We start from the raw sequence: 25,039 nt of genomic DNA on the forward strand, positions 1-25,039 counted from the left end.
TATCGCCCGTGGCTACCCCTCTCCCCGCCCTCCCCCCCGCGAGGGGTGAGGGAGCCTACCTGCGCAAGCGGACAAACTTCGGCTCACCTCCCCGCTGTGAGCTGGCGTGACTCCCGCCACGCACTCCGGCCGCATCGCGGCAGCGATTGCGGTTGCGACCGCCATTCTCGTCGCCGCTCCCGTCATTTCGATCATCGCGCTGGCGCTGCAGCCGGCGCCTGATGTCTGGCAGCACCTGATCAGCTATGTGCTGCCGACGACTATTCTCGATACCGCGCTGCTGCTCGTTGGCGTCGCCGCCCTGTCGCTGGCGATGGGCGCGGGCACCGCGTGGCTGATCTCGCTGCATGAATTTCGCGGCCGCGGGATTCTGCTTTGGCTGGTGCCGCTGCCGCTGGCGATCCCGACCTATCTGGCGGCCTACGTCTATGTCGACCTGTTCGAGCCGCTCGGCGTCGTCCATCAGACGCTGACACTGTGGCTTCCGACGCAAGACGCCGTGCGTATGCTTCCGAGGCTGCGCTCGCTGCCCGGCGCCATCATCGTGATCGCGCTGGTGCTGTATCCTTACGTCTATTTCTCGGCACGGCCGATGTTCCAGCTGCAGAGCGCCGAATTCGCCGAGGCCGCGCGGACATTGGGGGCCGGACGCTGGACCATCTTCTGGCGCATCTCGCTGCCGATGGCGCGGCCGGCGCTGGCGGTCGGCGTCGCGCTGGTGTCGCTGGAGACGCTGAACGACATCGGCGCCAGCGAGTATCTCGGCGTTCGCACCCTCACCGTCTCGGTGTTCACGACCTGGCTCAACCGCGGCAGCCTTGCCGGCGCGGCACAGTTGTCCTGCTTCATGCTCGCGATCGTCGCCGGGCTGATCGCGATCGAGCGTTACGGCCGCCGCACCATCAATGTGGAGTTCTCCGCCGAAAGCCCGCGGCTGACGCGGCGAACACCGCTTGCCGGCCTCAAGGGCGCCTGCGCTCTCGCTGCCTGTCTGCTGCCGGTGGCGCTCGGCTTCCTCGTGCCGCTATCGTTTCTCGCGCATCAGAGCTTCAAGCGCGGGTTGTTTGCGAATTTCGATGCGGCGCTGTGGCATGACGCCTTCAACTCGATCGCGTTCGCGACCATCGCGGCGCTGGCGGCGCTGCTGCTCGGCTTTGCCACCATTTTGGCCTGGCGCTGGCGGCCGAATGCGTTGCGCTTCATCGCCATGAACGTCGCACAGACCGGCTACACACTTCCAGGCCTAGTGCTGGCGATCGGTCTGCTCGGGCCGGTGCTCGCGATCGACAATGCGCTCAACGCAGTCGCCGGACGGCTCGGCCAAGCCTCACCGGGCCTGATCGTGGTCGGCTCCGGCGCCGCCGTCGTCATTGCCTATGTGATCCGCTTTCTGGCGGTGCCGACCGGATTCATCAAGGCGGCGTTCGAGCGCATCCCGCGCGACTACGACGACAGCGCGCGCGCAGTCGGCGCTCGCCCGGCCACGACGATGCGGCTGGTCCATCTGCCGCTGCTCCGCCCGGCCATGCTCGGCGCGGTCATCGTCGTCTTCGTGGACTGCCTGAAGGAGTTGCCGGCGACGCTGCTGCTGCGGCCGCTCAACGTCGAGACGCTGGCGACCTCGATCTACCAATATGCCAGCCGCGGCAGTTTCGAGGAAGGTGCGCTGGCGGCGCTCTTGATCGTCGCCGCCAGCGTCGGCCCGGTGGCGTGGCTGACGCGGTTCTCGGACGTTCCGTCAGGGCCGGCGTAGTCCGTCCATGCGTCTTACGGCCTGGAGAATTGTCCGGCGCGCTTGATCAGGAGATCGAGGAAGCTTCGTGCCCGAAGCGACATCCAATGCGTCTCGGGATAAACCGCGTGCAGCGGCAGCGCGGCAATCGAGAAATCCGGCAGCAGGTTCTGCAACTGGCCGCTGCGGATGCCGGCAAGCGCGCTCCATTCCGGCAGGATCGCAATGCCGAGATGATGCTTCACCGCCTGCTCCATCGCATCCGCATCGTCGACCAGAAGCGGCCCGCCGATCGAAACCACGTGGCGGCCGTGTTCGGATTCGAAGATCCAGTCGTTGGCGGACGGTAGTCGCGAATAAACAATGCATTGGTGCGCGTTGAGATCGTCAGGCGCGCGCGGCGCCGTACGTCCCTTGAGATAGGTCGGCGTCGCGACCAGGTAACGCCGCACCGTGCCGAGCCGCCGCGCGACCAGCGTGCTCGCTTCGAGTTGCCCGATCCGCAGCGCCAGCTCGATCCCCTCTTCCACCAGGTTGACGAAACGCTCGCTGAAGCGGACGTCCAGGCGAACGCCCTGATAGGTCCGGACATATTCGGCGATGACAGGCATCAGATAGCGCCGGCCGAACGATGACGGCAGGCTTACCCGCAGCGTGCCGCTCGGCCGCAGCGAATTCTCGCCGACGTTGGCCCGGGCCAGATCGAAGTTGCCGAGAATCTGCCGGGCCAGATCGTAGATCCGCTGGCCTTCCGGCGTTGGCTTGAGCTTGCGGGTGGTGCGGAAGAACAGTTGCGTGCCGAACTCGCTTTCGAGCAGCGCGATCCGCTTGCTCACCGCCGGCTGGCCGATCCCGAGTTCGTGGGCGGCGACGGAGAAACTGCCGCCCTCCAGCGAGCGGACAAAGGCGCGCAGGCAGTCGATCCGGTCCATCCTATCATTCCCATCAGGAATAGATCATATCCTATCCATTCCATTTCTCTCGGGCAAGTTCACGGCTACGCTGCAGTCAATGGGGGACCACCCCCAATCAATCTTTGGGCAATCTTTTGGGAGGGCGGACATGAGGCAGCGCATCGGAATCGTCGGGGCCGGCATCGCCGGCCTGCACCTGGCCCTCTATCTTCAGAAGCACGGCGTCGAAGCGACGCTGATCACCGACCGCGCGCCGGACGATTATCGCGGCATCCGCTTGCTCAACACGGTCGCGCATCACCACGTAACGATCGCGCGCGAGGACTATCTCGGCGTCAATCACTGGAACGACCCGAAGCATCACTATTACTACCACGATCACTTCTTCAACTTCCCGCAGCCGATCAGCTTCCGCGGCTACTTCTCGCGGCCGAGCCGCGCGGTCGATTACCGGATCTACCTGCCGGTACTGATGAAGGATTTTGCGGATCGTGGCGGCAAGATCGAATACCGCCGCATCGAGGAAGACGACATCGCGCCGCTGGTCAATCGCTTCGACCTGCTCGTCGTCGCCAGCGGCAAGGGTCCGCTCGGTCAGCTGTTCGCCTACCGGCCCGAGCACTCGCCCTATTCCCAGCCGCAGCGGCGCCTCTGTGTCGGACTTTACACCGGCGTTCGCGAGCCGGACCCGATGAACGTGACGCTGTCGGTCTCGCCGGGGCATGGCGAGATGATCGTCATTCCCACCATCACCTTCAGCGGCATCGCGAGCGCGCTATTGATGGAGAACGTTCCGGGCGGCGACATGGAGGAACTGGCGACGCTGAGCTATGACGCGGACCGCAAGCGTTTTCTGCGCACCGTGCTTGATAAGCTCGAGAAGCATCATCCGACCACCTATGACCGCATCGACACCGCGCGCTTCGATCTCGCCCAGCCCCTCGATCTGTTGCAGGGCGGCGTGGTGCCGACGGTTCGCAACACCGTGGTGGAATTCGATGGCGGCAAGTTCGCGATCGCGCTCGGCGACGTCCACTCGGTCGTCGATCCCATGATGGGACAGGGCGCCAATGTCGCCTCCTACGCCGCGTTCGTGCTCGGCGAGGAGATCGTTGGCGCCGACGTGCTCGACGCACGCTTCTGTGAGAAAGTCGACCTTAGGCGGCAAGATCGCGTGCTGGCGGCGGCGCGCTGGACCAACATCATGCTGCAGCCGCCCTCCGAGGCGCTCGGCATGCTGATCGGCGCGATGAGCCACAACCAGGCGCTCGCCGACGAGTTCACCGAGAATTTCAACTATCCGGACGTTCAATGGGACCGCGTCGCCTCAGTCGATCGCATCCATGCGTGGATCGAGCGCAAGACGGCGCCAGTGGCACCTAGGCGGGCCACGGCGTGAGCGAGCAGGCAATGCAGCGCGCCGACCCGCTTGCCTTCCGTCAGGCGGCGTCGCGCTTTGCGACGGGCGTTGCGGTACTGACCGCGCTCGACCTGCATGGCGAGGCCTGCGGCATGACGGCCAACAGTTTTGTCACCATCAGCCTTTCGCCGCCGACCGTGCTGGTCTCGGTCAAATCAGGCAGGACCCACGATGCGGTATCGGCGAGCCGGCGCTACGGCGTCAACGTGCTGCCGGAACAGGCCAAGGCGCTATCGAAGCATTTTGCGGATCGATCGCGCGAGGCCTTTCCCGGCTACGACATCGTCGATGGGCTGCCGCGGCTGTCGAACTGCGTGGCCTTCTTCGCCTGCGAGGTAATCCGAACGATCGACGTCAGCGACCACACGCTGTTCATCGCCGAAGTATCCACCTGCGACTACTGCGACAGCCTTCCGCTGGTGTTCTTCTCCAGCCGGTATCATCTGGGACCGGGGCAACCCGTCGATCACTGAGCGGCAAGCACAAATTTTCGAGCGGGCCCTACGGAATCGCCCGCACGAACCGCCGAAAGCCCGGTGATCCCGTGACCGCCTCGAACGCGGGATCGCGTTTCTCTTCGGCGAAGGCAAAGCCGGCCTTGGCATAGCAGCGCTCAGCCGCCTCGTTGCCGATCAGAAACGAGATCGAGGCGCGCGCAAATCCCGCCCGCGCGCCGGCGGCTAGCGCGTGATCGATCAGCGCCTGTACCAGCCCGCGCCCGCGATACTCCGGCAGCGTGGCGACATGCTCGATCAACCAGTCGTCCTCGCCGCCCTGTATCCAGCAATTCCTGGCGTAGGCGCCATGTTGGAAGATCGCCGCCACATCCGATGTGCTGAGCCCACTTTCGTCGGCCGCCGCCTCGATTGCGGCCCGCAAGGCCGGGCCCGTGCCGGACGCGGGCAGAGCGCACAGCGAGGCTGCTGGCCTTCCCTCGACTTCAGCGATGATGAATTGCGAGACGTGACACCACGACGGCGCCTGCCCGGTCGCGATCCGTTCGACAAAGGCGAGGCAGCGCGGCTCGTCCCAGCCGAGCGCGATGTCGAACCAGCCGCGCGACAGCGGGCCGCGCTGCGAGGCCAGGATGTTGCGGGCAATGAAGCTGGCGTCTTCGCGACGCGCGGGACGGATCGCAGCTTGCGACCGTCCCGCCATCACATCACGCGTTCTTCAGCGCGACGCGGAACTCGGCTTCGGTCTTGGCCTTCACCTCGTCCAGCGTGACGCCGTCGGCCAGCTCGATCAGCGCCATGCCATCCTTGCCGTGCTTGTCGATGGTGAAGACCGCCAGATCGGTCACGACCATGTCGACCACGCGCTCGCCGGTCAGCGGCAAATTGCAGGTCTTCAACAGCTTCGGGCCATCCTTGGCGGAATGCTCCATCACCACCACGACGCGCTTGACGCCGGCGACGAGATCCATCGCGCCGCCCATGCCCTTCACCATCTTGCCGGGGATCATCCAGTTGGCGAGGTCGCCGTTCTGCGCCACCTGCATCGCGCCAAGGATCGACAGATCGATATGCCCGCCGCGCACCATGCCGAAGGAATCGGCCGAGGAGAAATAGCTCGTCGATGGCAGTTCGCTCACCGTCTGCTTGCCGGCGTTAATCAGGTCGGCATCCACCTCGTCCTCGTAAGGGAACGGGCCCATGCCGAGCATGCCGTTCTCGCTCTGCAGGTTCACGTCCATGCCTTCGGGGATGTAGTTCGAGACCAGCGTCGGAATGCCGATGCCGAGATTGACGTAGTAGCCGTCGCGCAATTCCTTTGCGGCGCGCGCAGCCATCTGTTCACGGGTCCAGGCCATATCGTTTCTCCTGTGCGTGCGCTTAAGCAGCCGGCCGCGGCCGGGTGTTGCGGAATTCGATGCGCTTTTTGCCGGTGCCGACCTCGATGATGCGCTTGACGAAAATACCGGGCGTGTGGATGTGGTCGGGATTGAGTTCGCCGGCCGGAACCAGGTGCTCGACCTCGGCCACGGTGATCTTCGCGGCGGTCGCCATCATCGGATTAAAATTGCGCGCGGTCTTGCGGTAGATCAGGTTACCGGCGGTGTCGCCCTTCCAGGCGTGCACGATGGCGAGGTCGGCAAACAGGCCGCGCTCCATGATGTACTTCTCGCCGTCGAATTCCTTCACTTCCTTGCCTTCGGCGATCAGCGTGCCGACGCCGGTCTTGGTGTAGAAGGCCGGGATACCGGCGCCGCCGGCGCGGATGCGCTCGGCCAGCGTGCCCTGCGGATTGAATTCGAGTTCCAGCTCGCCGGCGAGATATTGTTGCGCAAACAGCTTGTTCTCGCCGACATAGGACGAGATCATTTTCCTGATCTGCCGGGTTTCCAGAAGGCGGCTGAGGCCGATGCCGTCGACGCCCGCATTGTTGGAGACAACCGTCAGATTCTTGACGCCGGAATCGCGGATCGCGTCCGAGAGGGTTTCGGCGATACCGCACAGGCCGAAGCCGCCCGACATGATCATCATGCCGTCCTTGAGAACGCCATCGAGTGCCGATTTGGCGTCGGGATAAACCTTGTTCATGGAAATAAGACCTGATGGAGGGAACGGCCGAAAGCCGGCATTATCGGGATTATTAGGCGAATTCTTCGCGGTGCGTCAATGACGCGGGGATTATGCCACCGAAGTGCCAGCGAGGCGCCATGTCGGCCTTGAAAGCGTCAAGAAAACCCTTCAAGTTGCGTGGGTTGGCACGGGCTGACCGATGCGGCGCCTGCCCAGATCAGCGCCCCTTAATCAGCAAGACCCTAAAGACAGTAACCCGACTTCGGTTTAACCAGATCCGGATATGTCATTGACGATGGCCCAAGGAATGAAGCGCCTCGGGATGCCGATTGCGGCGCTCTTTGCCGTGGCCGTGCTCGCGCTGATCGGAACCTCCTGGTTCCTCAACCGCGATGCGCTCCGGCAGGCAGTCGAGGCACAGATCCGCGCCGTCACCGGGCTCGATCTGGTTGTTTCAGGAGCGATCGACGTCTCGGTGTTTCCGGGCAGCTACGTCTCCTTTCACAATGTCGGGCTGAAGGGCGGAGGCACCACCGACCCCGCGCTGCAGGTCGACGTGCTGACCGCCAACCTGCGCCTGCTACCACTGCTGCTGCGCCGCTTCGAGATCGCCGACGTCATGATGCTGCGGCCGCATATCCGCGTCGTCAGGGACAGCGGCGGCGAAAGCAACTGGACGCCGTTCGTCGAACGGATCGCGCGCACGATGAGGCCCGGCGCGGAAAACCAGGTATCGTTTTCCGAAATCCGAATTCAGGACGGCGTGCTGAAATACGAGGACGCCGCCAACAATTTCAAGGAACAGCTCGGCGACATCGACCTCTCGCTAGCCTGGCCGTCGATCTCGCGTTCGTTCGCGGCGACGGGACAATTCGACTTTCGCGGCGAGCGCGTCGACGGCTCGATCTCCGCCAGCGACTTCGTCGCGATGCTGTCCGGCGATCGCTCGGGCCTGAAGGCGCGGCTGGTCAGCGCGCCTTTGAAACTCGCCTTCGACGGCTCGGTCGCCAACCGCACCAGCCTGATGATGGAAGGCACCATGACTGTCGACAGCCTGTCGCTGCGCAACGCGCTGCGCTGGATGGGAGGACAGGTGCCCGGCAGCGGCGGCTTCGGCCGCTTCGCGCTGAAGGCCCGCGCCAATGTCGTCGGCGCCTCGGTGGCGCTGACCAACGTGAATGTCGAGCTCGACGGCAACGTCGCCGAAGGCGTGATGACGGTCGCCAATAACGGGCGCCAGACGCTGCAGGCAACGCTCGCCGCCGGCAACCTTGATTTCACGCCGTACATCTCGACCTTCCGCCTCTTGGCGAGCGGCGCGCGCGACTGGAACAGGCAGTTGTTCGACCTGTCGTCGCTTTCCGCCACCGACCTCGATATGCGCCTGTCGGCCGCGCGGGTGACGGTCGGCGGGACCAGGCTCGGCCGCACCGCGCTCGGCGCCAATTTGCGCAACGGTGCGTTGGCGCTCTCGGTCGGCGAGGCTCAGATGTATGGCGGCATTGCCAAGGGCTCGTTCGGAATCGCGCGCTCGGACGCGGTGGCCGACGTCAAGGCGCAGTTGCAGTTCACCGACGTCGACCTGCAGGCCTGCGCCAATGAATTGTTCGGCATCACGAAGCTGTCCGGCCGCGGCAATCTTGGTGTCTCGCTGGTGGCATCCGGCGCCAGCCCGTTCGGTCTCGCCTCCTCGCTCGACGGCACCGCGACCCTGGTCGGCCATGACGGCGCGATCGCGGGGTTCAATATCGAGCAATTGCTGAAGCGGCTGGAGCGGCGGCCGCTCTCCGGCGGCGGCAATCTGCGCAGCGGCTCGACGCCCTACGACAACCTCAACGTTTCTGTGCGCTTCAACGACGGCATTGCCACCGTGGAGGATATTCGCGTCGACGGCCCGACGACGCGCCTGACGCTGACCGGCACCGCCTCGGTGCCGAGCCGCGAATACGACCTCAAGGGCGTTGCCAGCCTGACGGCGGCCGCGTCCGGCGGCGACAAGGGGTTTGAGCTGCCGTTCGTCGTCCAGGGCCCGTGGGACGACCCCCTGGTGTTTCCCGATCCCGAAAGCCTGATCCGCCGCTCGCCCGGCGCGGCTCCGCTGCTCGATGCCGTAAAGGACCGCAAGACGCGCGACGCGGTGCGCTCGGTGATCGAGCGCTTCACGGGCGGCGGAGCGAAGCCGGCAGCGCCGGAGACGGCTGATGGCGCGAAGGCGAATTGAGGTTGCGGCTCCGGTCCAAAGCCGCCGTGACAACTCGCGGTCTGAGCCGATCGGGAACCACGTGATCGCAGCTCTTCGAGAGGGTCACCTCCATTCCAAGACCGGACCAGGCCAGCTTCGCTAGGAACCTAGCTCCTCTCTGCACGCTTATCACCAGCGAACAGGCATCAAACTGTGTCGCGCGCCGTTTCACGCGCGAGACTTTGAGATCGCGGCCTCGCGACAGTCACAAGCTCCGACCTGACGTTTCACCGCGGCCTGAGCTGTCGCGCAGAAGCTACGGAGGAGACGAGATGAATCAGCCGACGAAAAAGGAAATTGAGAACCGCGCGTATGAGATCTGGGAGCGTCACGGCAGACCTGAAGGGAGAGAGGCCGAATTTTGGCACCTCGCCGAACAGGAGCTGCGAAACGAGGACAAATCCTCGCCCGTCCGCACGCCCGACACGCTGTAGGCAGGCCGCCCTCATTTTCGCAAGCTTCTGATCCCGCGGAGCCGGCCATGAAGATCGCCGTGATTGGCGCGACAGGCCTGATCGGGTCGGCGATCGTCGCTCACCTGTCCTCGCGAGGACATTCGGTCGTCGCCATGAGCAGGAGCGGCGCCACCAGGGTCGACCTTTCCGAGGCGACCTCGCCCGACTTTTGGCTACCGCATCTCGCCGGCGTCGAGGCCGTCGTCAATTGTGCCGGCGTGCTCCAGGACAGTCCGGGCGTATCGACCTCGATGGTGCACCACCACGGCGTTGCCAATTTGTTTGCCGCCTGCGAGCAGCTCGGGATACGCCGCGTCATTCATTTCTCCGCCATCGGCGTCGACCGCGAAACGCCCAGCGATTTTTCTCGAACCAAGCTGTCCGGCGACAAGGATCTGATGGCACGCGACCTCGATTGGATCATCCTGCGCCCGTCCGTCGTCATCGGCCGCGCCGCTTACGGCGCCAGCGCACTGATGCGCGGCCTGGCGGCTCTGCCGATCATTCCCGCCATGCCGAACACGGGGCAGCTCCAGATCGTCCTGCTCGAGGATGTGGTGCGCGCGGTGGCGTATTTTCTCGATTCAGCCGCGCCGGGCCGGCAGGTCATCGAACTGGTTGGCCCGCTTCGCTATCCGTTCGGTGAAGTGGTCGCATTGATCCGTCGCTGGTGCCGCTGGCCGCCCGCGCGGCAGCTTCGCCTGCCGCAATTCGCTTCCAGTATCATGTACCGGCTCGGCGACATGGTCTCCTATCTCGGCTGGCGACCTCCCGTCCGCAGCACCGCCGAACGCGAAATCGTGCGCGGGGCCGTCGGCAATCCCGACGACATGCTGCGGCTCGGGCTCCATCCCAAGAGCCTGACTGAATTCTTCGCGGGCGAGCCGGCTTCCGTGCAGGAGCGCTGGTTTGCCGGCATGTATCTCGTCAAGCCGGCGATCTTCGTCGTCCTGTCGCTGTTCTGGATCGCGACCGCCTTCGTATCCCTGGGACCGGGCTGGGGTTACGGCATGGGCCTGATGGGCGAAGGTGGCGTCGAGGGAACGGCCGCGGCGCTTACGGTCACCGGCGGCGCTCTTGCCGATCTCGTGATCGGGCTCGCGATCGCCTACCGGCCGACCAGCCGCTACGGTCTCTATGCGGCGATCGCGATTTCCTTTGCCTACGCGATCATCGGCACTGTCCTCGTGCCTCGCCTCTGGGCCGATCCGCTCGGACCGATGCTGAAGATCTGGCCGATCATCGTGCTGCATCTCGCAGCACTGGCGGTGCTCGAGGACCGCTGATGCTGTATTTCGTCCTCAAATATCTCCACATCGTGGGCGCTGCGGTGCTGCTCGGCACCGGATCGGGCATCGCGTTCTTCATGTTGATGGCGCATCTTTCCGGCAAGCCGGCCGTGATCGCAGGCGTTGCCCGCATCGTTGTGATTGCGGACTTCATCTTCACCGCTACCGCGGTCGTCATGCAGCCGATCACGGGCACATTGCTGGTGGTGCACGTCGGCTATTCGTTCTGGGACGGCTGGGTGGTCTGGTCCATCGCGCTGTATGTGCTGACGGGCGCGCTGTGGCTACCGGTGGTCTGGATGCAAATACGCCTGCGGGATTTTGCCACGATAGCCGCGGCGGAGGGCAAGCCGCTGCCGGAGCAATACCACCGGATCTTCTGGCTGTGGTTCGCGTTCGGCATTCCGGCATTCGCCGCCGTCGCCATCATCATGTGGCTGATGATCGCCAAGCCGCAGATCGCGTTCTTCTGAGGCAGGTTACTTGCTGATGAACTGAAAGAAAGCGAGGACGTCGATCAATGCTGCGCCTACCGCGGCAACGACAACCACCAAGGTGAATGCGTGAAGGAGATATTTCTTGTAGACAGGTCGCCGTTCACGCTCCGCCGCAAACTCCCTTGCGAACGGTCTTGAGAAGACCAGAATCACTGCGACGGCCAAAGCCAGAATGGCCACTGCAGCGCCCCACACCGCGCCGATATTCGCTTCTCCGGAGAATTTCCAAAGCGCAAAAGCTGCGCCTACCGCAGAAAGAAAATAAAATGCAGCACCTGCGTATCGCGCAATTCTGCTGAACAACCAAAGTCCCATCAAAATAAGCAGCGCCGCTATCGCATGAAATGCAAAACCATCGCCAGCGCGGGGCAGATACCACAGCGAATAGAGGAATGCGCTGCAATTGACGGCCGCTATCAAGGCCGAGAGGTAAAGCGCCGCCCTGTAACCACATCGCTCGAGCATGTATCCCCCCTGCAAAATGTCACGCCCGACTCCACGGGATCGAAGTCATGACTTCCGAACGTCGACGATCACGGAACCTCGTTACCCCGGCCGCCCCCAACGCCGTACGGCTTATTCAGAAAATAACTGCGGTTGCCCAGCGCTGCCTCGGCATATTGGTCGATCGCGACGATGATCGCCTGCACATGGGCGTGGCACCAGCCCTCGCGGGTCGCCATAATGCGGACTTCCGCCAGCGCGTTTATCCACGGCGGGTTGTCCGCGCTGTGATCGTACCATCGGAGCGGTCCTGACATCGCCGGCCTCTGTTGATGAAATCTTCCAACTCCGCCCGCTTGCGCGAGAGCAGGAGCTGCGCCCTTGCGTTGTTCAGACCGGATTGATCGAGCTGGCGCGCAAGCTGGTCCAGCTCGATAATCCGCCGGCGCAGGGCCTCGGCGGTGTCATCGCTCACGGCCGCCGGGCATACCGGTAGAGGGCTTCCTGCTGGCCGCACGGACCTCCAGCTTTAACCGCTCATCGACATTGAGCAGGCGCTCTTCGCCGCCGAGCCGATTCCGCTCGCCGATCAGGCCGACCATCGTGGCCCGCATGGCCATGAGATGCGTGGCGGCGACTGAGCAATCCTCGTCCCGGTTGACCTGTTTGCGGATGTTATCCTCCGCGCTCAGCATCTCCGTTCGCAACATTCTGATTTTTCTACGAATTTCATTAAGTTTGTTATCCATGGGCCACCTCGCTGCGGTAGAACCATATAAGAACAAATAAAGAACAAATTTCAAGTTAAGAGTCCACGTCGAATTGAAAATTCTTCCATGACAGGCGCCTGGAGTTTCCCGATGCCCCGCCTCCCCGACCAGCTGGACGCCCCGATGACACCCCGCCAAATGGCAATGCTTCGAACGCTCAGCGCCGAAGCCTACCAGCCCAAACTATTCGCAAAGAATTTGACGGCCCAGGAAGCCGAGCGGCGCATTGCAGCGCTGAAGGCGGAGATCGAGCTGGCGAATTCGTTTTGAAGATGTGCGCTGGCGAGCGTAGATGCACCCATGCAGGCTACGCATTCGCAATGGATTGAGGATGGTTGCGAGTGAGTCCTTTGCCGAATTCCTGCGCGAGCAACTCGCCCCGCTCGGCGGCATCACGATGCGGCGCATGTTCGGCAAGACCGGCGTGTTCTGCGACGGCGTGATGTTCGCCGTGGTGGCGAATAACACGCTCTATCTTCGGGTCGACGACGAAAACAAGGAAACGTTCAAGGAGGCCGAGGCCTATCCGCCGCTCAGCTACGAGAAGGGCGGCGATACAATCGATCTCTCGTTCTGGCGCATCCCCGAACGGTTGTTCGACGAACCCGAGGAATTTGTTGTCTGGGCGCGGGTCGCGCTGGCGGCGGCGCACCGGGTCGCTGCGATCAGGGAACGGACAGCGCCGAAACGGAAAGCCCGGCGCAAGGCGGATTAGCAACAGCGGCAATCCGGACTTTCGGCAATAATCCGGTCAGCGCGGGCGTCGATTGGTTCCGCTTCATCAAAGCTTTAGCGAATAGCCCATCCGCGCCCGCAATGACGCCACAAACCTGTTCTCCACCCTACACAAGTCTGGGGTTTGCCATCTGGATATGGCCGCATGGTTGCGCTATCATTATCCAACCGGTTAAAAAGCCCGGCGTTTTCAGGGAGAACAACGTGATATCCAGGAGACTAAAGTCATTTTCGCTCGCCGCTGCTGCCGTCGGGCTGTTTTACGCCACGGCACCCGCGCTCGCCCAGCAGAAGACCATCACCGTCTGGTTCGGCAAAGGCTTCTACAAGTCTGAGGACGACGCGCTGCTCGAGGCGATCAAGAAATTCGAGGCCAAGACCGGCATCAAGGTCGAATTGTCGCAATACGCCATCCAGGACATGATTCCGAAGACGGTGGCGGCGCTGGATTCGGGGACCGTGCCGGACGTCGCCTATTCCGACAGCTATGACGTGCAGGCGCAGGGTAAATGGGCGTTCGAGGGCAAGCTCGAGGACCTCTCCGACATCCTCACGCCGATGAAATCGGCATTCGCGCCGAACACGCTGGAAACCGCGCTGCTCTACAACGACGTCGCTAAGAAGAAGGCCTATTACGGCTTCCCGCTGAAGCAGCAGAGCATGCACGTGCAGATCTGGCAGGACATGCTGGAGCAGGCCGGCTTCAAGCAGAGCGACATCCCGACCAAGTGGGAGGACTACTGGTCGTTCTGGTGCGACAAGGTGCAGCCGGCCGCGCGCAAGGCCACCGGCCAGCGCGTCTACGCCGTCGGCCAGCCGATGGGCGTTGAATCCACCGACTCTTTCCAGTCGTTCTACACCTTCATGGACGCTCACAACGTCAAGCTGGTCGACGACGACGGCAAGCTCCTGGTCGACGATCCCAAGGTGCGGGAAAACCTGATCAAGGCGATGAAGGACTACACCGACACCTACATCAAGGGCTGCACGCCGCCCTCCTCCACTACCTGGAAGGACCCCGACAATAACGTCGCCTTCCACAACAAGACGATCGTGATGACGCACAACTTCACGATCTCGATCGCGGCGAAGTGGCTCGACGACGCCAACAACCCGGCGCTGACCCCCGAGCAGCGCGCGCTCGGCAAGAAGAACTATGACGAGACCATCATCACCGCCTCGTTCCCGAACAAGCCGGACGGCACGCCGATCAAGTATCGCTCCGACGTCAAGACCGGGCTGATGTTCACGGTCGCCAAGAACAAGGCCGAGGGCAAGGAGTTCATCAAGTTCCTGCTGCAGGAAGAGAATGTCCGCCCCTACATCGAGGGCGCGCTCGGCCGCTGGTTCCCGGTGACGACAGCCAGCCAGCAGAGCCCGTTCTGGCAGGCTGACCGGCATCGCAAGGCGGTGTACAATCAGTTCACCGGCGGCACGACGCCGTTCGACTTCACCAAGAACTGGAAGTTCACGATCCTCAACAACGAGAACGTCTGGGCCAAGGCGATGAACCGCGTGGTGAGCGAGAAGGTGCCGGTCGACAAGGCCGTCGACGAACTGATCGCCCGCATCAAGCAGGTGGCTGGTTGAGCTGACTGATATCGGCCGCCGCGTCGTCGTCCCTGCGAAAGCAGGGACCCATACGCCGCGGCGGTCATTTTCAAGGATGCTGGTCGACGACCTTGCGCAACAATAACCGCCTGTGGTTATGGGTCCCTGCTCCGTGCGCAACTGCGCACTAGGCAGGGACGACGGCGTAGCCGCGGTCGGTACCTCTCGTTTCAAGAGTAAACGTATGGCAATCACGCTTTCGGGCGATCACGCGATCCCAAGCCCGCCTCTGTCAGCCCGCCTGACGACGCCGCAGATCTGGGGCGTCCTGCTGCTGGCGCCCTATCTGCTCGTGTTCCTGGCCTTCGTGGTCTATCCCGTCAGCTACGGCCTGTGGCTGGCGCGGCATCCGGCGAGCTATGTCGCGCTCTGGCACGACCCGATCTTCGCGCGCGCCGCCGTCAACACGCTGATCTTCCTCTTGGTCGGCATCAACATCAAAATGGCAATCGCGCTGTTCCTGTCCGGCTTCTTCGCCCAGCAGCGCACCTGGATCAAATGGCTGTCGGTGCTGTTCATCCTGCCCTGGGCGGTGCCGTCGATTCCGACCATCCTGTCCGTGCGCTTCATGCTCAATCCGGAATGGGGCGTGATCAACCAGCTGATCTTCAAGTTCACTGCCGAGGACGGTCCGAACTGGCTGAACGATCCGACGGTGGCGCTCGGCATGGCGATCGGCGTGCACATCTGGAAATCGCTGCCGTTCTGGACGCTGATCCTTTTGACCGGGCGTCTTGCGATCTCGCACGACCTCTATGAGGCGGCCGAGGTCGACGGCGCGAGCTGGTCGCAGAAATTCCGCTACATCACCTGGCCGTCGATGCAGACGCTTTACATCACCTGCACGCTGCTCTCGATGATCTGGACGCTCGGCGACTTCAACAGCGTCTACCTGCTCACCGGCGGCGGTCCCGCCGATCTCACCCACGTGCTGGCGACGCTCGGCATCCGCTATCTCAGGCTCGACCAGCTTTCGCTCGCGATGGCATCGATCGTCTGCGCGCTGCCGTTCGTGCTGCCGCTGGTCTATTTCATGATGAAACGGTTGTCGCGATGAAGCTGCCTTCCCTCAAAGAAATCGGCAACGAGGCCAAGCTGCTTCTGATCGGCATTCCCGTGCTGATCTGGACGATGGTGCCGATCTACCACATGTTCCTGTTCGCGATCTCGCCGAAGGAGGACGCGTTCTCGGGCAAGCTGTGGCCCGCGCATCCGACGTTGAACAATTTCAAGATCGTGTTCTACCAGGAGCACTACTTCCTGCGCGATTTCTGGATCCAGTTCTTCAATTCGGTGGTGATCGCGCTCTCCGCCGGCGCGCTGACGCTGGTGATCGCTACTGCCGCCGCGTTCTCGATCTCGCGGCTGCGCGTTCCCGGCGGACGCTGGGTGATGAATCTGGCGCTGCTCACCTACTTCATCCCGGCGGCGTTCCTTGCCGTGCCGATGTACCGCACCATGGGCAATTACGGCCTGCTCAACAATCACTGGTCGCTGATTTTGGCGATGGTGACGATCGCCTCGCCTTACGCGATCTGGGTGTTGAAGCAGGCCTCCGACAAGCTGCCGGTCGAGCTTGATGAAGCCGCGACCATGGACGGCGCCACCACGCTGCAACTGTTCCGCCTGGTCTATGTGCCCTTGATGATGCCCTCGCTGGTCGCGATCGGCACCTATGCGATCCTGCTCGCCTGGAACGAATATCTCTACGCGTTCCTGCTGCTCTCCAAGGACACCGAGATCACCCTGCCCGTCGCGCTCGGCAACTTCCTGGCGGCGGACGACTCCCCGTGGGAATTGTTGATGACCACCGGCTTCATCTACGCCCTGCCGCCGGCCGCGATTTATTACGCGTTCAAGCGGTATATGGTGGGCGGGCTGACGGCAGGTGCGGTGAAGTCGTGAATATATCTCTCCCCGTCATTGCGAGGAGCGCAGCGACGAAGCAATCCACGTCTCGGCAAGTGGCGCAATGGATTGCTTCGCTGCGCTCGCAATGACGGCCGCGGCTACAGCGGCGCAGCGCTCTTGCCTTCCGAGCTCGACAGCTTTGAAGCCAGCGAGGCGATGACGATCACGACGGCGATCAGCGCGATCACCATCGTGCAGATCGCGTTGATCTCGGGCTTTACGCCGAGCCGGACCTCGGAATAGATCCGGATCGGCAGCGTCGCCGACCCCGGGCCGGTGGTGAAGCTCGCGATCACGACGTCGTCGAGCGAAAGCGTGAATGCCAGCATCCATCCCGCCACGATCGCGGGAACGATCAGCGGCAGCGTCACACGAAGAAACGCCTGCACCGGATCGCAGCCGAGATCCATCGCCGCCTCCTCCAGGCTGCGGTCGAGCGAGGCGAGGCGCGACTGCACCACGACGGTGACGAAGCACATCGTCAGCGTGGTGTGGGCGATCGTCACTGTCCAGAAGCCGCGCTCGGCATTCAGCGCCACGAACAATAGCAGCAGCGAGAGCCCCGAAATCACCTCCGGCATCACCAGCGGCGCATAGAGCATGCCGGAAAATAGCGCCCGTCCGCGGAAGCGTTCGCCGCGTACCAGTCCGACGGCAGCCAGCGTCCCAAGCAGCGTTGCAACCGTTGCCGAGAGTGCGGCAACCCGCAGGCTCATCCAGGCCGCATCCAGCATCGCGCGGTCGTTGAAGAACTCGTAGTACCAGCGCAGCGACCAGCCGCCCCATACCGTAACCAGCCGCGAGGCGTTGAACGAATAGATCACGAGGATCACGATCGGCAGGTATAGAAAGGCCATCCCGAGCGCGAGCGCGGTGATGTTGAAGCGCGACAGGCGGTTGACCTTGCTCGCCATCACGCACCTTCCGCCAGCGTGCGGCGCTGCAGCCGGTCATACAGCAAAAGCGGCGGCACCAGCAGCACCAGCAACGCAACCGCTGCCGCCGCGGCAACCGGCCAGTCCTTGTTGGTGAAGAATTCGAGCCACAGCGTCTGGCCGATCATCATCGAGCCGGAACCTGCCAGGAGATCAGGGATCACGAACTCGCCGATGATCGGAATGAAGCAGAGCAGCGCACCGGCACACACCCCCGGCAAGGACAGCGGAAACGTCACCAGCCAGAACGCCTGAAGCGGCGACGCGCCGAGATCGGCGGCAGCTTCCAACAGCGAAGCGTCCAATTTGGACAGCGTCGCGTAGAGCGGCAGGATCATGAACGGCAAATAGGAATAGACGATTCCGATATACATCGCAGTGTCGGTCGAGAGCCACACGACCGGCGCCGAGACCAGATGCAGCGCGAGCAGCACCTGGTTGAGCAGGCCATCGTGCTGGAGGATGTTGACCCAGGCATAGATGCGGATCAGGAACGAGGTCCAGAACGGGACGATCACCAGCATCATCGCAATCGGTTGCCAGCGCTGCGGCAGCCGCGCCATGCCATAGGCAATGGGATAGCCGATCAGTAGTAGGATCAGCGTCGATGTCACCGCGACGACGAGGCTGCGCAGATAGGAGCTGATGTAGAGGCTGTCAGACGTCAGGAGCCTGAAATTGTCGAACGAGAGCTGCCCGAAGGCTTCCTTGATCGCCGTCCAGCCTTCCGTGAAATCGAACACCGGCACGTAGGGCGGCTGCGCGATCGCAGTCTGCGACAGGCCGATCTTCAGCACGAAGCCGAACGGCACCAGGAAGAACAGCACCATCCACAGATAGGGCGCGATGGCGGCATAGCGCGCCGGCTGCGCGAAGATGCGGCGCGCGCTCATCGTTCCAGCACCACGCAATCGTCGGGCGTGAACCACGCCACCACGCGCTGCCCTGGGCCATAGGTATGGATATCCAGCCGCGTGGTATTGGCCATCGATGAGCGCACGACCGCGCCGGAATCCAGCTTGATCTTATAGATGGTCGAGCCGCCGAGATAGCTGACGTCCGCGACCAAGCCAGAAAGCCGGTTGACCGCTTGCGAATGGCTTGCGTCTGGCGCCGGACCTTGATGCCACAGCTTCACCTTCTCGGGGCGGACCGCCACCGAAACGGCGGCGCCAGTGACAAGCTGGCGCGGCTCCGTCGCCACGATGTTTCCGGTAGCCTGACTGGCGATAGTCAGGCGATGATGCTCCTGCGAAGCGACTTCGCCGTCGAACAGATTGACATCGCCGACGAACTCGGCGACCCAGCGCGAGCGAGGGGCCTCGTAGAGATCGCGCGGGGTTGCGACCTGTTCGAGCCGGCCAGCGCTCATGACGCCGATCCGGTTTGACATCGTCATCGCTTCTTCCTGGTCGTGGGTGACGACGATGAAGGTCATGCCGAGGCGGCGCTGCAGCTCCATCAGCTCCTGCTGCGTGCTCTCGCGCAGCTTCTTGTCGAGCGCGGCGAGCGGCTCGTCAAGCAGGAGAACCTTGGGCCGCCGCGCCAGCGAGCGCGCCAGCGCCACGCGCTGCCGCTGGCCGCCCGAAAGCTGGTCCGGCTTGCGCTTCTCTAGCCCATCGAGCTTGACCAGCGCCACCATCTCACTGATGCGGGTATCGATCGCGGCGCGCGCCATGCCGGCGCGCCTTAGGCCGAAGGCTATGTTGTCGCGCACCGATAGATGCGGAAACAGCGCGTAGTTCTGGAACATCATGTTGACGGGGCGTTCATGCGGCAGCACCGGCGCGATATCGCGGCCGCCGAGCAGGATGCGTCCCTCATCGGGCGTCTCGAAACCGGCCAGCATCCGGAGCAGCGTGGTCTTGCCGCAGCCGCTGGGGCCGAGCAGCGCAAAGAACTCGCCGGCTTTGATGTCGAGCGAGAGCCGGTCCACCGCGCGAAAGCTGCCGAAATTCTTGGCCACACCCTCGATCCGCAGCAGCGGCAGGTCGGAATCCGCATCGACGGCCGCAGCAGGCCTCGCCGGCGCTGCTGCCTTGTCGATGTCAGCCGTGTCGATATTGGGTGATTCCCTGGTCATGCCACCTGCCAGCCTTGTCGCGACTGCACGCTAACGGCGGATCGGCATCCGCTCAACCGGCGGGCGGTGGGCGGCCACAATATTGTGGATGTGGCGGGTGCCCGCGCGGAAGCGGTTGACGCCGTCAGTGTCAGCGCTCGATCGCAAACACCTCGATGGCGGCCCCCCGGCCCCGCAAGCGGACCTCGCCGAATGCTTCGGCGGTGAACGCCGGCTTCAGCTTGATGAAACGCAACAGGTCGGCCGATACCAGCAGGTCCCGGCCGGCCTCCTTGCAGTACTCCTGCAGCCGCGCCGTCACGTTCACGGTATCTCCGAAATAGGCGAGCTGGCGGCGTGAGCTCCCGCACTCGCTGATGACCACCTGACCGGCATGCAAGCCAGCCCGGAAGCTCGGCACGATGCCGAACTCCTGCCGGTAAGACTCTGCTTTCTCCGCGATGGTGTCGGCGATCGCGAAGAAGCAGTCGATGCAACGTCCGTCCGACATCCGCTCGTCGAGCTGCCATGTCACGATGACCTCGTCGCCGACATAGGCGTGAACCTCACCGCCATGCGCCACGATCGCGGCGTCAATATCGAAGAAGAAGCGGGTGAGCAGGCCCTGAACGCGCAATTCTCCCATCGACTCCGCGAGCGAGGTCGAGCCTGCCAAATCGAGAAACATCAGTACGCGCGCTTCCCGCGCCGGGTTTCGGTAGCGTCCGAGGGAGATATTGAACAGCACGCGACTGCCTACAAGCCGGGTCAATTCGAAGACTGATCCGACGAACAGGGCGCCAACAAAGCCAATCGCGAGGATCAAGGGGAACTGTTCAATCAGCCACTTCGTCTCGATCCATTCCCCGTACAGCGCGACCTGCAAGACCAGCGTCACGCCCGCGACGACGATGACCATGGCCGCGGAGCGCACCGCCAGATCCGCCAGCAGCGGCCACCGGCTGACCCATTCGCTTTGCCGCGACGTGAAGTAGAGATGCACGCCCCAGCCAGCCAGCGTTATGCCCATCCCGTGCAGGCTGCTCCGGAGATAGTACGGCAACGTGGATTCAATCGGATCGTTGACGAGATAGCGATAGGCCATGCCGCCGAGCAAGCCGCCGATCGCCAGGAAAAGCGTTGACCTGATGGCGTGCCGCATATCCGAACATTCCTCATCACGACGCGGCCATGAACGCCGCCAGCGCGTCGCGGTCCGCCGGCAGCATGGTGAGGCCGAGCTTGGAGCGCCGCCACAGGATATCATCCGGAAAGCGCGCCCACTCCTTTTGCATGAGATAGCGGACTTCGGCGCCGGTCAATTCCGGCCCGAAGGCCGGGCCAAGCTCGCTGCGCGCTTTGGCCTCGCCAAGGATCTCCTTGACGTTCGACCCATAGGCGGCAACCAGGCGTCTGGCCGCCTCCTCGCCGAGAAACCGCCAGCGCTCCCGCACGTCCTCGACCACATTGTCGAAATCGCTCCATGCAAAATCGCCGCCGGGCAGCGGTGCCCTGGCGGTCCAGCACGGCGACATCGGATAGAACGGCGTCAGCATCGAGACGGCCTGCTCCGCGCGCCGCCGCGAGGTGGTGACGTCGCCGCCGAACACGGTGAGCAGTGGCGCCTTGCCGCGCCCATGGTCGAGCGTCATCGCGCCGTCACGGCGATCGGCGGCATTGCGCGCCATGTTGGCGCCGGAGATTGTACGCACCACATCGACGGTCTCGATCCGCTCGCGGAAATAGCGGTTTGCCGCCTCGCAGAGATAGGCAACGTCGCCGGCCGCCATCGCAACGACGGCAGGATCGCCTTTGAAGGGGTGACTGACGGTGCCGATCAGGGTGAAATCGCGCTCATAGGGACTGGCGAAGATCAGCCGTCCGTCGCTGTTCTGAAAAACATAGATGTTGTCGCCGTCGAACAGGCGGCGAACGACGATCTGGCTCATCTGCACGGCGGCGAGTTTCGGCGGCGGCACGCGCAACACCGTCTCGGCGACGGACGGCGTCCAGGCTCCGCTGACATTGGCGACCGATCTCGCCGTGACGACCTGGCGAAAGCCGCGATCTTTCGTCACCAGCCGCCATTCCCTGCCGCGTTCGGCGCGGGTGCAGCGTGCGCCGGTGCGGATCACGGCGCCGCGCGCCGCAGCATCCATGGCGGTGAGAACGACCAGGCGCGAATCGTCGACGACACAGTCGGAATACTCGAAGGCCGTGCCGAATGGCCGCCTCAGCGCATTGCCGAGGGGATGATGGGTGACATCGACGGTGGCGGAGGCCGGCAGCCCGCTGCGCGCGGCCAGGCGATCGTACAGCAGCAGCCATGAGCGCAACTGCCAGATCGGCCGCTCTTCCGAATGGGCGGGTATAGCAAAGCGCATCGGACGCACCAGATGCGGCGCGATCCTGAGCCAGACATCACGCTCGGCAAGCGCCGAACGGACGCGCAGAAAATGCCGCCGCTCAAGGCCGGCGAGATCGCCATGGACCAGCCGCGGCGAGGCCGAGGAAGCGGCGGCGCCGAGATCGCCCTGTTCCAGCAGGATGACGCGCAGGCCGCGTCCAGCGGCGTCCCGCGCGATGCTGACGCCGTTTAACCCGCCGCCAATGATCGCGAGATCGTAGTCCGCCATACGCAAGGGCTACTGCAGAGAATCGTCAGTTCACTACACTAGGCCATGATGGCCAAAAATGGATGTCGCGGGAGAATCAGGCGGATGCGAGCTTACGTTCGGTCTCGACGTCGTTGGCAGCACTGCGGCCGACCAGCGCGGCGTAATGCCCGATCGGCTGCGGCTTGCCGAGCAGATAGCCCTGCACCGAGTCGCAGCCCTCGTCCGCGAGGAAACCGAGCTGTTCCTGGGTTTCCACGCCTTCGGCAACGATCGACATTTCGAGGCCGTGGCCGAGATCGATGACGGCCCGGACGATCGCCGCCGACTGCGGATTGCGGCCGAGATTCATGACGAAGGCGCGATCGATCTTGATCTTGTCGAACGGGAACGCCTGCAGATAGCTCAGCGAGGAATAGCCGGAACCGAAATCGTCCATCGAGATCCGCACACCGAGCGCCTTCAGCCGTCTCAACAGGGCGAGACCACGGTCGAAATCCTCGATCAGCACGCCTTCGGTGATTTCGAGCTCGAGTCTATCCGGCGCAAGACCGGTTTCGAGCAGGATCGAATGCACCAGGCTGACCACGTCGCCGTGCATGAACTGCGCCGGCGACAGGTTGACGGCGATCTGCATCGGTTCCGGCCAGGAGGCGGCCTCCCGACAGGCTTCGCGCAGGATCCAGACGCCCATTTCGACGATCAGGCCGCTTTCTTCCGCCAGCGGAATGAATTCGCCGGGCGACACGAAGCCGCGCACCGGATGGATCCAGCGTGCCAGCGCCTCGAAGCCGATGACCTTGCTGGCGCCGATTGTTGGGCCCGCCGCGGCCTGCGGCTGGTAATACAGCGACAATTCGCCGTTCCGGATCGCCATCGAGAGGTCCTGGTGCAGCACCCGGCGGTCGCGGATCTGCTGGTCCATCTCCGGCTCGAAAACGCTGATCGAGCCGCGCGACTTCTGCTTGGCGCGGAACAGCGCCGCGCCGGCATTGGCGAGCAGCGAAGCGGCATCGGAACCGTTATGCGGGAACACCGAAATGCCTGTGGTGACGCCGGTCCGCACCGACTTGCCGTCGATCACGAACTCGTCCGACAGGGTTTGCGCGAGCTTTTCGGCGAGCGCCTTGCCCGCCTCCGGCTGCTTGCCGTCGATGATCAGGCCGAACTCATCGCCGGAAAGGCGTGCCACCACGCCGCCACGGGCGCAGGCCTGGATGCGGCCGGCAACCTCGATCAGCAGCTTGTCGCCCATGGCATGGCCGAACACGTCGTTGATTTCCTTGAGGCCGTCGAGGTCGACGCACAGCACCGCAAATTCCTCGTCAGTGCCGGCACAGGCCTCGATCATCTGCGCCAGCGCCTGCAGGAAGGCGGCGCGGTTCGGCAGGTCGGTCAGGCCGTCATGATAGGCCATGTGCGCCATCCGCGATTCGGTCTGGCGCCTGTCAGTGACGTCCTCGTGGGTCTTGATCAGGTATTGCGGCTCGCCGGCCTCGTCGAGCACGGTCATGCGGCGGGTCAGGAACAGCCGCAAGCCGTCCTTGGTCGAAATCGGATGCTCTTCGGTGAGCAGGCCGCGCTTCTTGATCGCGGCTTCGTCGCGCGCGATGATCAGCTTGGCTTCGCGCGGGTTGAAGATGTCGGCCGCGGTCAGGCCCGTGGCATCCTCGCGGCGGCGATTGAGGATGGTCTCCGCACTGCGGTTGGCGAGCAGGTACCGGCCGTCGCTGACGCGCTCGACAATCAGCGAGACCGGGATGTTGTCGACCACCAGTTCGAGGAATTTCTTGGTGTTCTCCAGCTCGCGCGACAACGACCGGCGGTCGGTGACGTCATCGAACAGCGTGATGAGGAATTCCGGCTTGTTGCTCTCGTTGCGCGCGACCACGCGGTTGGCGGACAGAACGCGCTCCTCGGCGCCCCGTTCGACGATGTATTCGCTATGGTGATGGCCGTCCGGCGCGGTCAGCGCCGCCTGATCCGCGGCTTCGATGCTCTTGGCGGTCTCGGGCCGGAAGATCTCGTCGGCGCGCTTGCCGACGACGCGATCCCTGGAGAAACGCGAGAAGCGCTCGAACGCACGGTTGGCGAAGATGTAGCGGCCGTCCTCGATGTTCTTGGCGGCGACACAGACCGGGACGTTGTCGAGCACCGATTCCAGGAACTTGGTGGTGGATGCCAGTTTGCGCGATAGCTGGCGCTGTTCCGTGCAGTCCTCATGCGTCCCGATCGTCCCGCCATTGGGCAGGCGGAAGATCTTGGACAGCACCGATCGGCCGTCCGGCAGCTCGGTGACGACGCCTTCGGGACGGCGGGCCAGCTTGCTGAATTCCTCGACGCTGAGGTTGAGCAGCCCCCGCGCGCGCCGCAGTTCGAGCAGTTCGCGGCCGGTCATGTTGCTTGAAATCTCGGCGCGGCTGAGCCCGTACATTTCGAGGAAGCGGTCGTTGCAGAAGACCACGCGCTTTTGTGCGTTGGTCATCATCACGCCCTGGTTAAGCGTATTGAGCGCCGAGCTGATGAACGCGCTGCGTTGTGCCTGGGCATTCCTGGCCTTTCGCAGGGCGGCCAATATCCAGATGCCGATCGCGATCAGGAAAGAGACGCCGGCGATCCCGCCAAGCAGGAGTTCCCACAGCAGATTGGGATCGACTTCGCCGATAGAGCCGGCCGGTGCAGCGTCCGCGGCAGGCGCGGCCCACGCGAATCCGCAATCGCAGGCAATGGCGAGCAGGCAAACGAGGGCCTGCGCCGGAATCGAATTCTTCCGTCCTGCCTGCCGGTTGCTGTCAGCCATTACCCACCCGAGGTTTGCGGGCGGAGTGTCTGGCTTGACGGGTTTGGATCGGGTAAACGACTACCCACCCAATTCTAAAATA

The 25,039-nt window shown here is 63.6% G+C and carries 25 protein-coding genes; 12 read left to right on the top strand and 13 right to left on the bottom strand.

The genetic code is table 11. The features are described 5' to 3' along the window. The first annotated feature begins 106 nt into the window (after positions 1 to 106). The gene (locus QA643_RS34775) at positions 107 to 1,753 is read left to right on the top strand and encodes an iron ABC transporter permease (RefSeq protein WP_283030155.1); all 1,647 of its coding nucleotides are present in this window, start codon (positions 107 to 109) and stop codon (positions 1,751 to 1,753) included. Between the two features lie 14 nt (positions 1,754 to 1,767). On the opposite strand, the gene QA643_RS34780 is transcribed toward QA643_RS34775, so the two are convergent. Next, a complete protein-coding gene (locus tag QA643_RS34780; RefSeq protein ID WP_283030156.1) occupies positions 1,768 to 2,664 on the bottom strand; it encodes a LysR family transcriptional regulator in 897 nt (298 codons plus the stop codon). 130 nt (positions 2,665 to 2,794) lie between these two features. Between QA643_RS34780 and styA the strand changes: the two genes are divergently transcribed. Further along, complete coding sequence (gene styA / locus QA643_RS34785) at positions 2,795 to 4,045, top strand: styrene monooxygenase subunit StyA (protein WP_283030157.1); 1,251 nt, start codon at positions 2,795 to 2,797, stop codon at positions 4,043 to 4,045. Next, the gene (locus QA643_RS34790) at positions 4,042 to 4,539 is read left to right on the top strand and encodes a flavin reductase family protein (protein ID WP_283030159.1); all 498 of its coding nucleotides are present in this window, start codon (positions 4,042 to 4,044) and stop codon (positions 4,537 to 4,539) included. Before styA ends, QA643_RS34790 begins: the two co-directional genes overlap by 4 nt. 28 nt (positions 4,540 to 4,567) lie before the next feature. On the opposite strand, the gene QA643_RS34795 is transcribed toward QA643_RS34790, so the two are convergent. Genes QA643_RS34795 through QA643_RS34805 form a run of 3 tightly spaced genes read right to left on the bottom strand, consistent with a single transcriptional unit; the run spans position 4,568 to position 6,609 of the window. Then, entirely contained in the window at positions 4,568 to 5,224 is a 657-nt protein-coding gene (locus tag QA643_RS34795; RefSeq protein ID WP_283030160.1) for a GNAT family N-acetyltransferase, read from the bottom strand. A gap of 4 nt (positions 5,225 to 5,228) precedes the next feature. Then, positions 5,229 to 5,879, bottom strand: a complete 651-nt coding sequence (locus QA643_RS34800) for a 3-oxoacid CoA-transferase subunit B (protein ID WP_283030161.1) — start codon at positions 5,877 to 5,879, stop codon at positions 5,229 to 5,231. Positions 5,880 to 5,901: 22 nt separating this feature from the next. Beyond that, the gene (locus tag QA643_RS34805; protein ID WP_283030162.1) at positions 5,902 to 6,609 is read right to left on the bottom strand and encodes a CoA transferase subunit A; all 708 of its coding nucleotides are present in this window, start codon (positions 6,607 to 6,609) and stop codon (positions 5,902 to 5,904) included. Positions 6,610 to 6,886: 277 nt separating this feature from the next. On the opposite strand from QA643_RS34805, the gene QA643_RS34810 reads away from it, so the two are divergent. From QA643_RS34810 to QA643_RS34825, 4 genes are all read left to right on the top strand, one after another. Beyond that, positions 6,887 to 8,812, top strand: coding sequence for an AsmA family protein (locus QA643_RS34810; protein ID WP_283035033.1), 1,926 nt, complete (start codon positions 6,887 to 6,889; stop codon positions 8,810 to 8,812). Between the two features lie 293 nt (positions 8,813 to 9,105). Next, positions 9,106 to 9,267, top strand: a complete 162-nt coding sequence (locus QA643_RS34815) for a DUF2934 domain-containing protein (protein WP_283030163.1) — start codon at positions 9,106 to 9,108, stop codon at positions 9,265 to 9,267. A gap of 47 nt (positions 9,268 to 9,314) precedes the next feature. Then, on the top strand, positions 9,315 to 10,574 hold the full coding sequence (locus QA643_RS34820) for an SDR family oxidoreductase (protein ID WP_283030164.1): 1,260 nt from the start codon (positions 9,315 to 9,317) through the stop codon (positions 10,572 to 10,574). Continuing rightward, on the top strand, positions 10,574 to 11,050 hold the full coding sequence (locus QA643_RS34825) for a DUF2269 domain-containing protein (RefSeq protein WP_283030165.1): 477 nt from the start codon (positions 10,574 to 10,576) through the stop codon (positions 11,048 to 11,050). Before QA643_RS34820 ends, QA643_RS34825 begins: the two co-directional genes overlap by 1 nt. A 6-nt stretch (positions 11,051 to 11,056) precedes the next feature. Here QA643_RS34825 and QA643_RS34830 read toward each other — a convergent pair whose 3' ends face one another. The 3 genes from QA643_RS34830 to QA643_RS34840 all read right to left on the bottom strand — a co-directional run bounded on the left by QA643_RS34830 (position 11,057) and on the right by QA643_RS34840 (position 12,267). Then, positions 11,057 to 11,539: a hypothetical protein gene (locus QA643_RS34830; RefSeq protein ID WP_283030166.1), complete on the bottom strand. Its 483-nt coding sequence runs from the start codon at positions 11,537 to 11,539 to the stop codon at positions 11,057 to 11,059. Between the two features lie 68 nt (positions 11,540 to 11,607). Continuing rightward, positions 11,608 to 11,835 (bottom strand): hypothetical protein, encoded by a 228-nt coding sequence (locus QA643_RS34835; RefSeq protein ID WP_283030167.1) that lies wholly within the window; start codon positions 11,833 to 11,835, stop codon positions 11,608 to 11,610. Positions 11,836 to 11,982: 147 nt separating this feature from the next. After that, a complete protein-coding gene (locus tag QA643_RS34840) occupies positions 11,983 to 12,267 on the bottom strand; it encodes a hypothetical protein (protein ID WP_283030168.1) in 285 nt (94 codons plus the stop codon). Between the two features lie 144 nt (positions 12,268 to 12,411). Between QA643_RS34840 and QA643_RS34845 the strand changes: the two genes are divergently transcribed. The 5 genes from QA643_RS34845 (at position 12,412) to QA643_RS34865 (ending at position 16,539) form a co-directional block, all read left to right on the top strand. Next, entirely contained in the window at positions 12,412 to 12,558 is a 147-nt protein-coding gene (locus QA643_RS34845; protein ID WP_283030169.1) for a hypothetical protein, read from the top strand. A 61-nt stretch (positions 12,559 to 12,619) separates the two neighbouring features. After that, positions 12,620 to 13,003, top strand: coding sequence for a TfoX/Sxy family protein (locus QA643_RS34850; RefSeq protein ID WP_283030170.1), 384 nt, complete (start codon positions 12,620 to 12,622; stop codon positions 13,001 to 13,003). A 224-nt stretch (positions 13,004 to 13,227) separates the two neighbouring features. Continuing rightward, positions 13,228 to 14,613, top strand: a complete 1,386-nt coding sequence (locus tag QA643_RS34855; RefSeq protein ID WP_283030171.1) for an ABC transporter substrate-binding protein — start codon at positions 13,228 to 13,230, stop codon at positions 14,611 to 14,613. A 205-nt stretch (positions 14,614 to 14,818) separates the two neighbouring features. Beyond that, on the top strand, positions 14,819 to 15,691 hold the full coding sequence (locus QA643_RS34860) for a sugar ABC transporter permease (RefSeq protein ID WP_283030172.1): 873 nt from the start codon (positions 14,819 to 14,821) through the stop codon (positions 15,689 to 15,691). After that, entirely contained in the window at positions 15,688 to 16,539 is an 852-nt protein-coding gene (locus QA643_RS34865; protein ID WP_283030173.1) for a carbohydrate ABC transporter permease, read from the top strand. The genes QA643_RS34860 and QA643_RS34865 overlap by 4 nt, the downstream gene beginning before the upstream one ends. A gap of 104 nt (positions 16,540 to 16,643) precedes the next feature. Here QA643_RS34865 and QA643_RS34870 read toward each other — a convergent pair whose 3' ends face one another. From QA643_RS34870 to QA643_RS34895, 6 genes are all read right to left on the bottom strand, one after another. Continuing rightward, entirely contained in the window at positions 16,644 to 17,459 is an 816-nt protein-coding gene (locus QA643_RS34870; protein ID WP_283030174.1) for an ABC transporter permease, read from the bottom strand. Then, entirely contained in the window at positions 17,459 to 18,373 is a 915-nt protein-coding gene (locus tag QA643_RS34875) for an ABC transporter permease subunit (RefSeq protein ID WP_283030175.1), read from the bottom strand. Before QA643_RS34875 ends, QA643_RS34870 begins: the two co-directional genes overlap by 1 nt. Then, positions 18,370 to 19,563 carry an ABC transporter ATP-binding protein gene (locus QA643_RS34880; RefSeq protein ID WP_283030176.1) on the bottom strand — a complete coding sequence of 398 codons (1,194 nt, stop codon included), beginning with the start codon at positions 19,561 to 19,563 and terminating at the stop codon, positions 18,370 to 18,372. Before QA643_RS34880 ends, QA643_RS34875 begins: the two co-directional genes overlap by 4 nt. A 130-nt stretch (positions 19,564 to 19,693) precedes the next feature. Then, positions 19,694 to 20,704: an adenylate/guanylate cyclase domain-containing protein gene (locus QA643_RS34885; protein ID WP_283030177.1), complete on the bottom strand. Its 1,011-nt coding sequence runs from the start codon at positions 20,702 to 20,704 to the stop codon at positions 19,694 to 19,696. A gap of 16 nt (positions 20,705 to 20,720) precedes the next feature. Beyond that, complete coding sequence (locus tag QA643_RS34890) at positions 20,721 to 22,178, bottom strand: glycerol-3-phosphate dehydrogenase (protein WP_283035034.1); 1,458 nt, start codon at positions 22,176 to 22,178, stop codon at positions 20,721 to 20,723. A gap of 76 nt (positions 22,179 to 22,254) precedes the next feature. Continuing rightward, positions 22,255 to 24,957 (bottom strand): EAL domain-containing protein, encoded by a 2,703-nt coding sequence (locus QA643_RS34895; protein WP_283030178.1) that lies wholly within the window; start codon positions 24,955 to 24,957, stop codon positions 22,255 to 22,257. Positions 24,958 to 25,039: the final 82 nt, after the last annotated feature.

The sequence above is a fragment of the Bradyrhizobium sp. CB3481 genome (assembly GCF_029714305.1).
Lineage (GTDB): Bacteria > Pseudomonadota > Alphaproteobacteria > Rhizobiales > Xanthobacteraceae > Bradyrhizobium.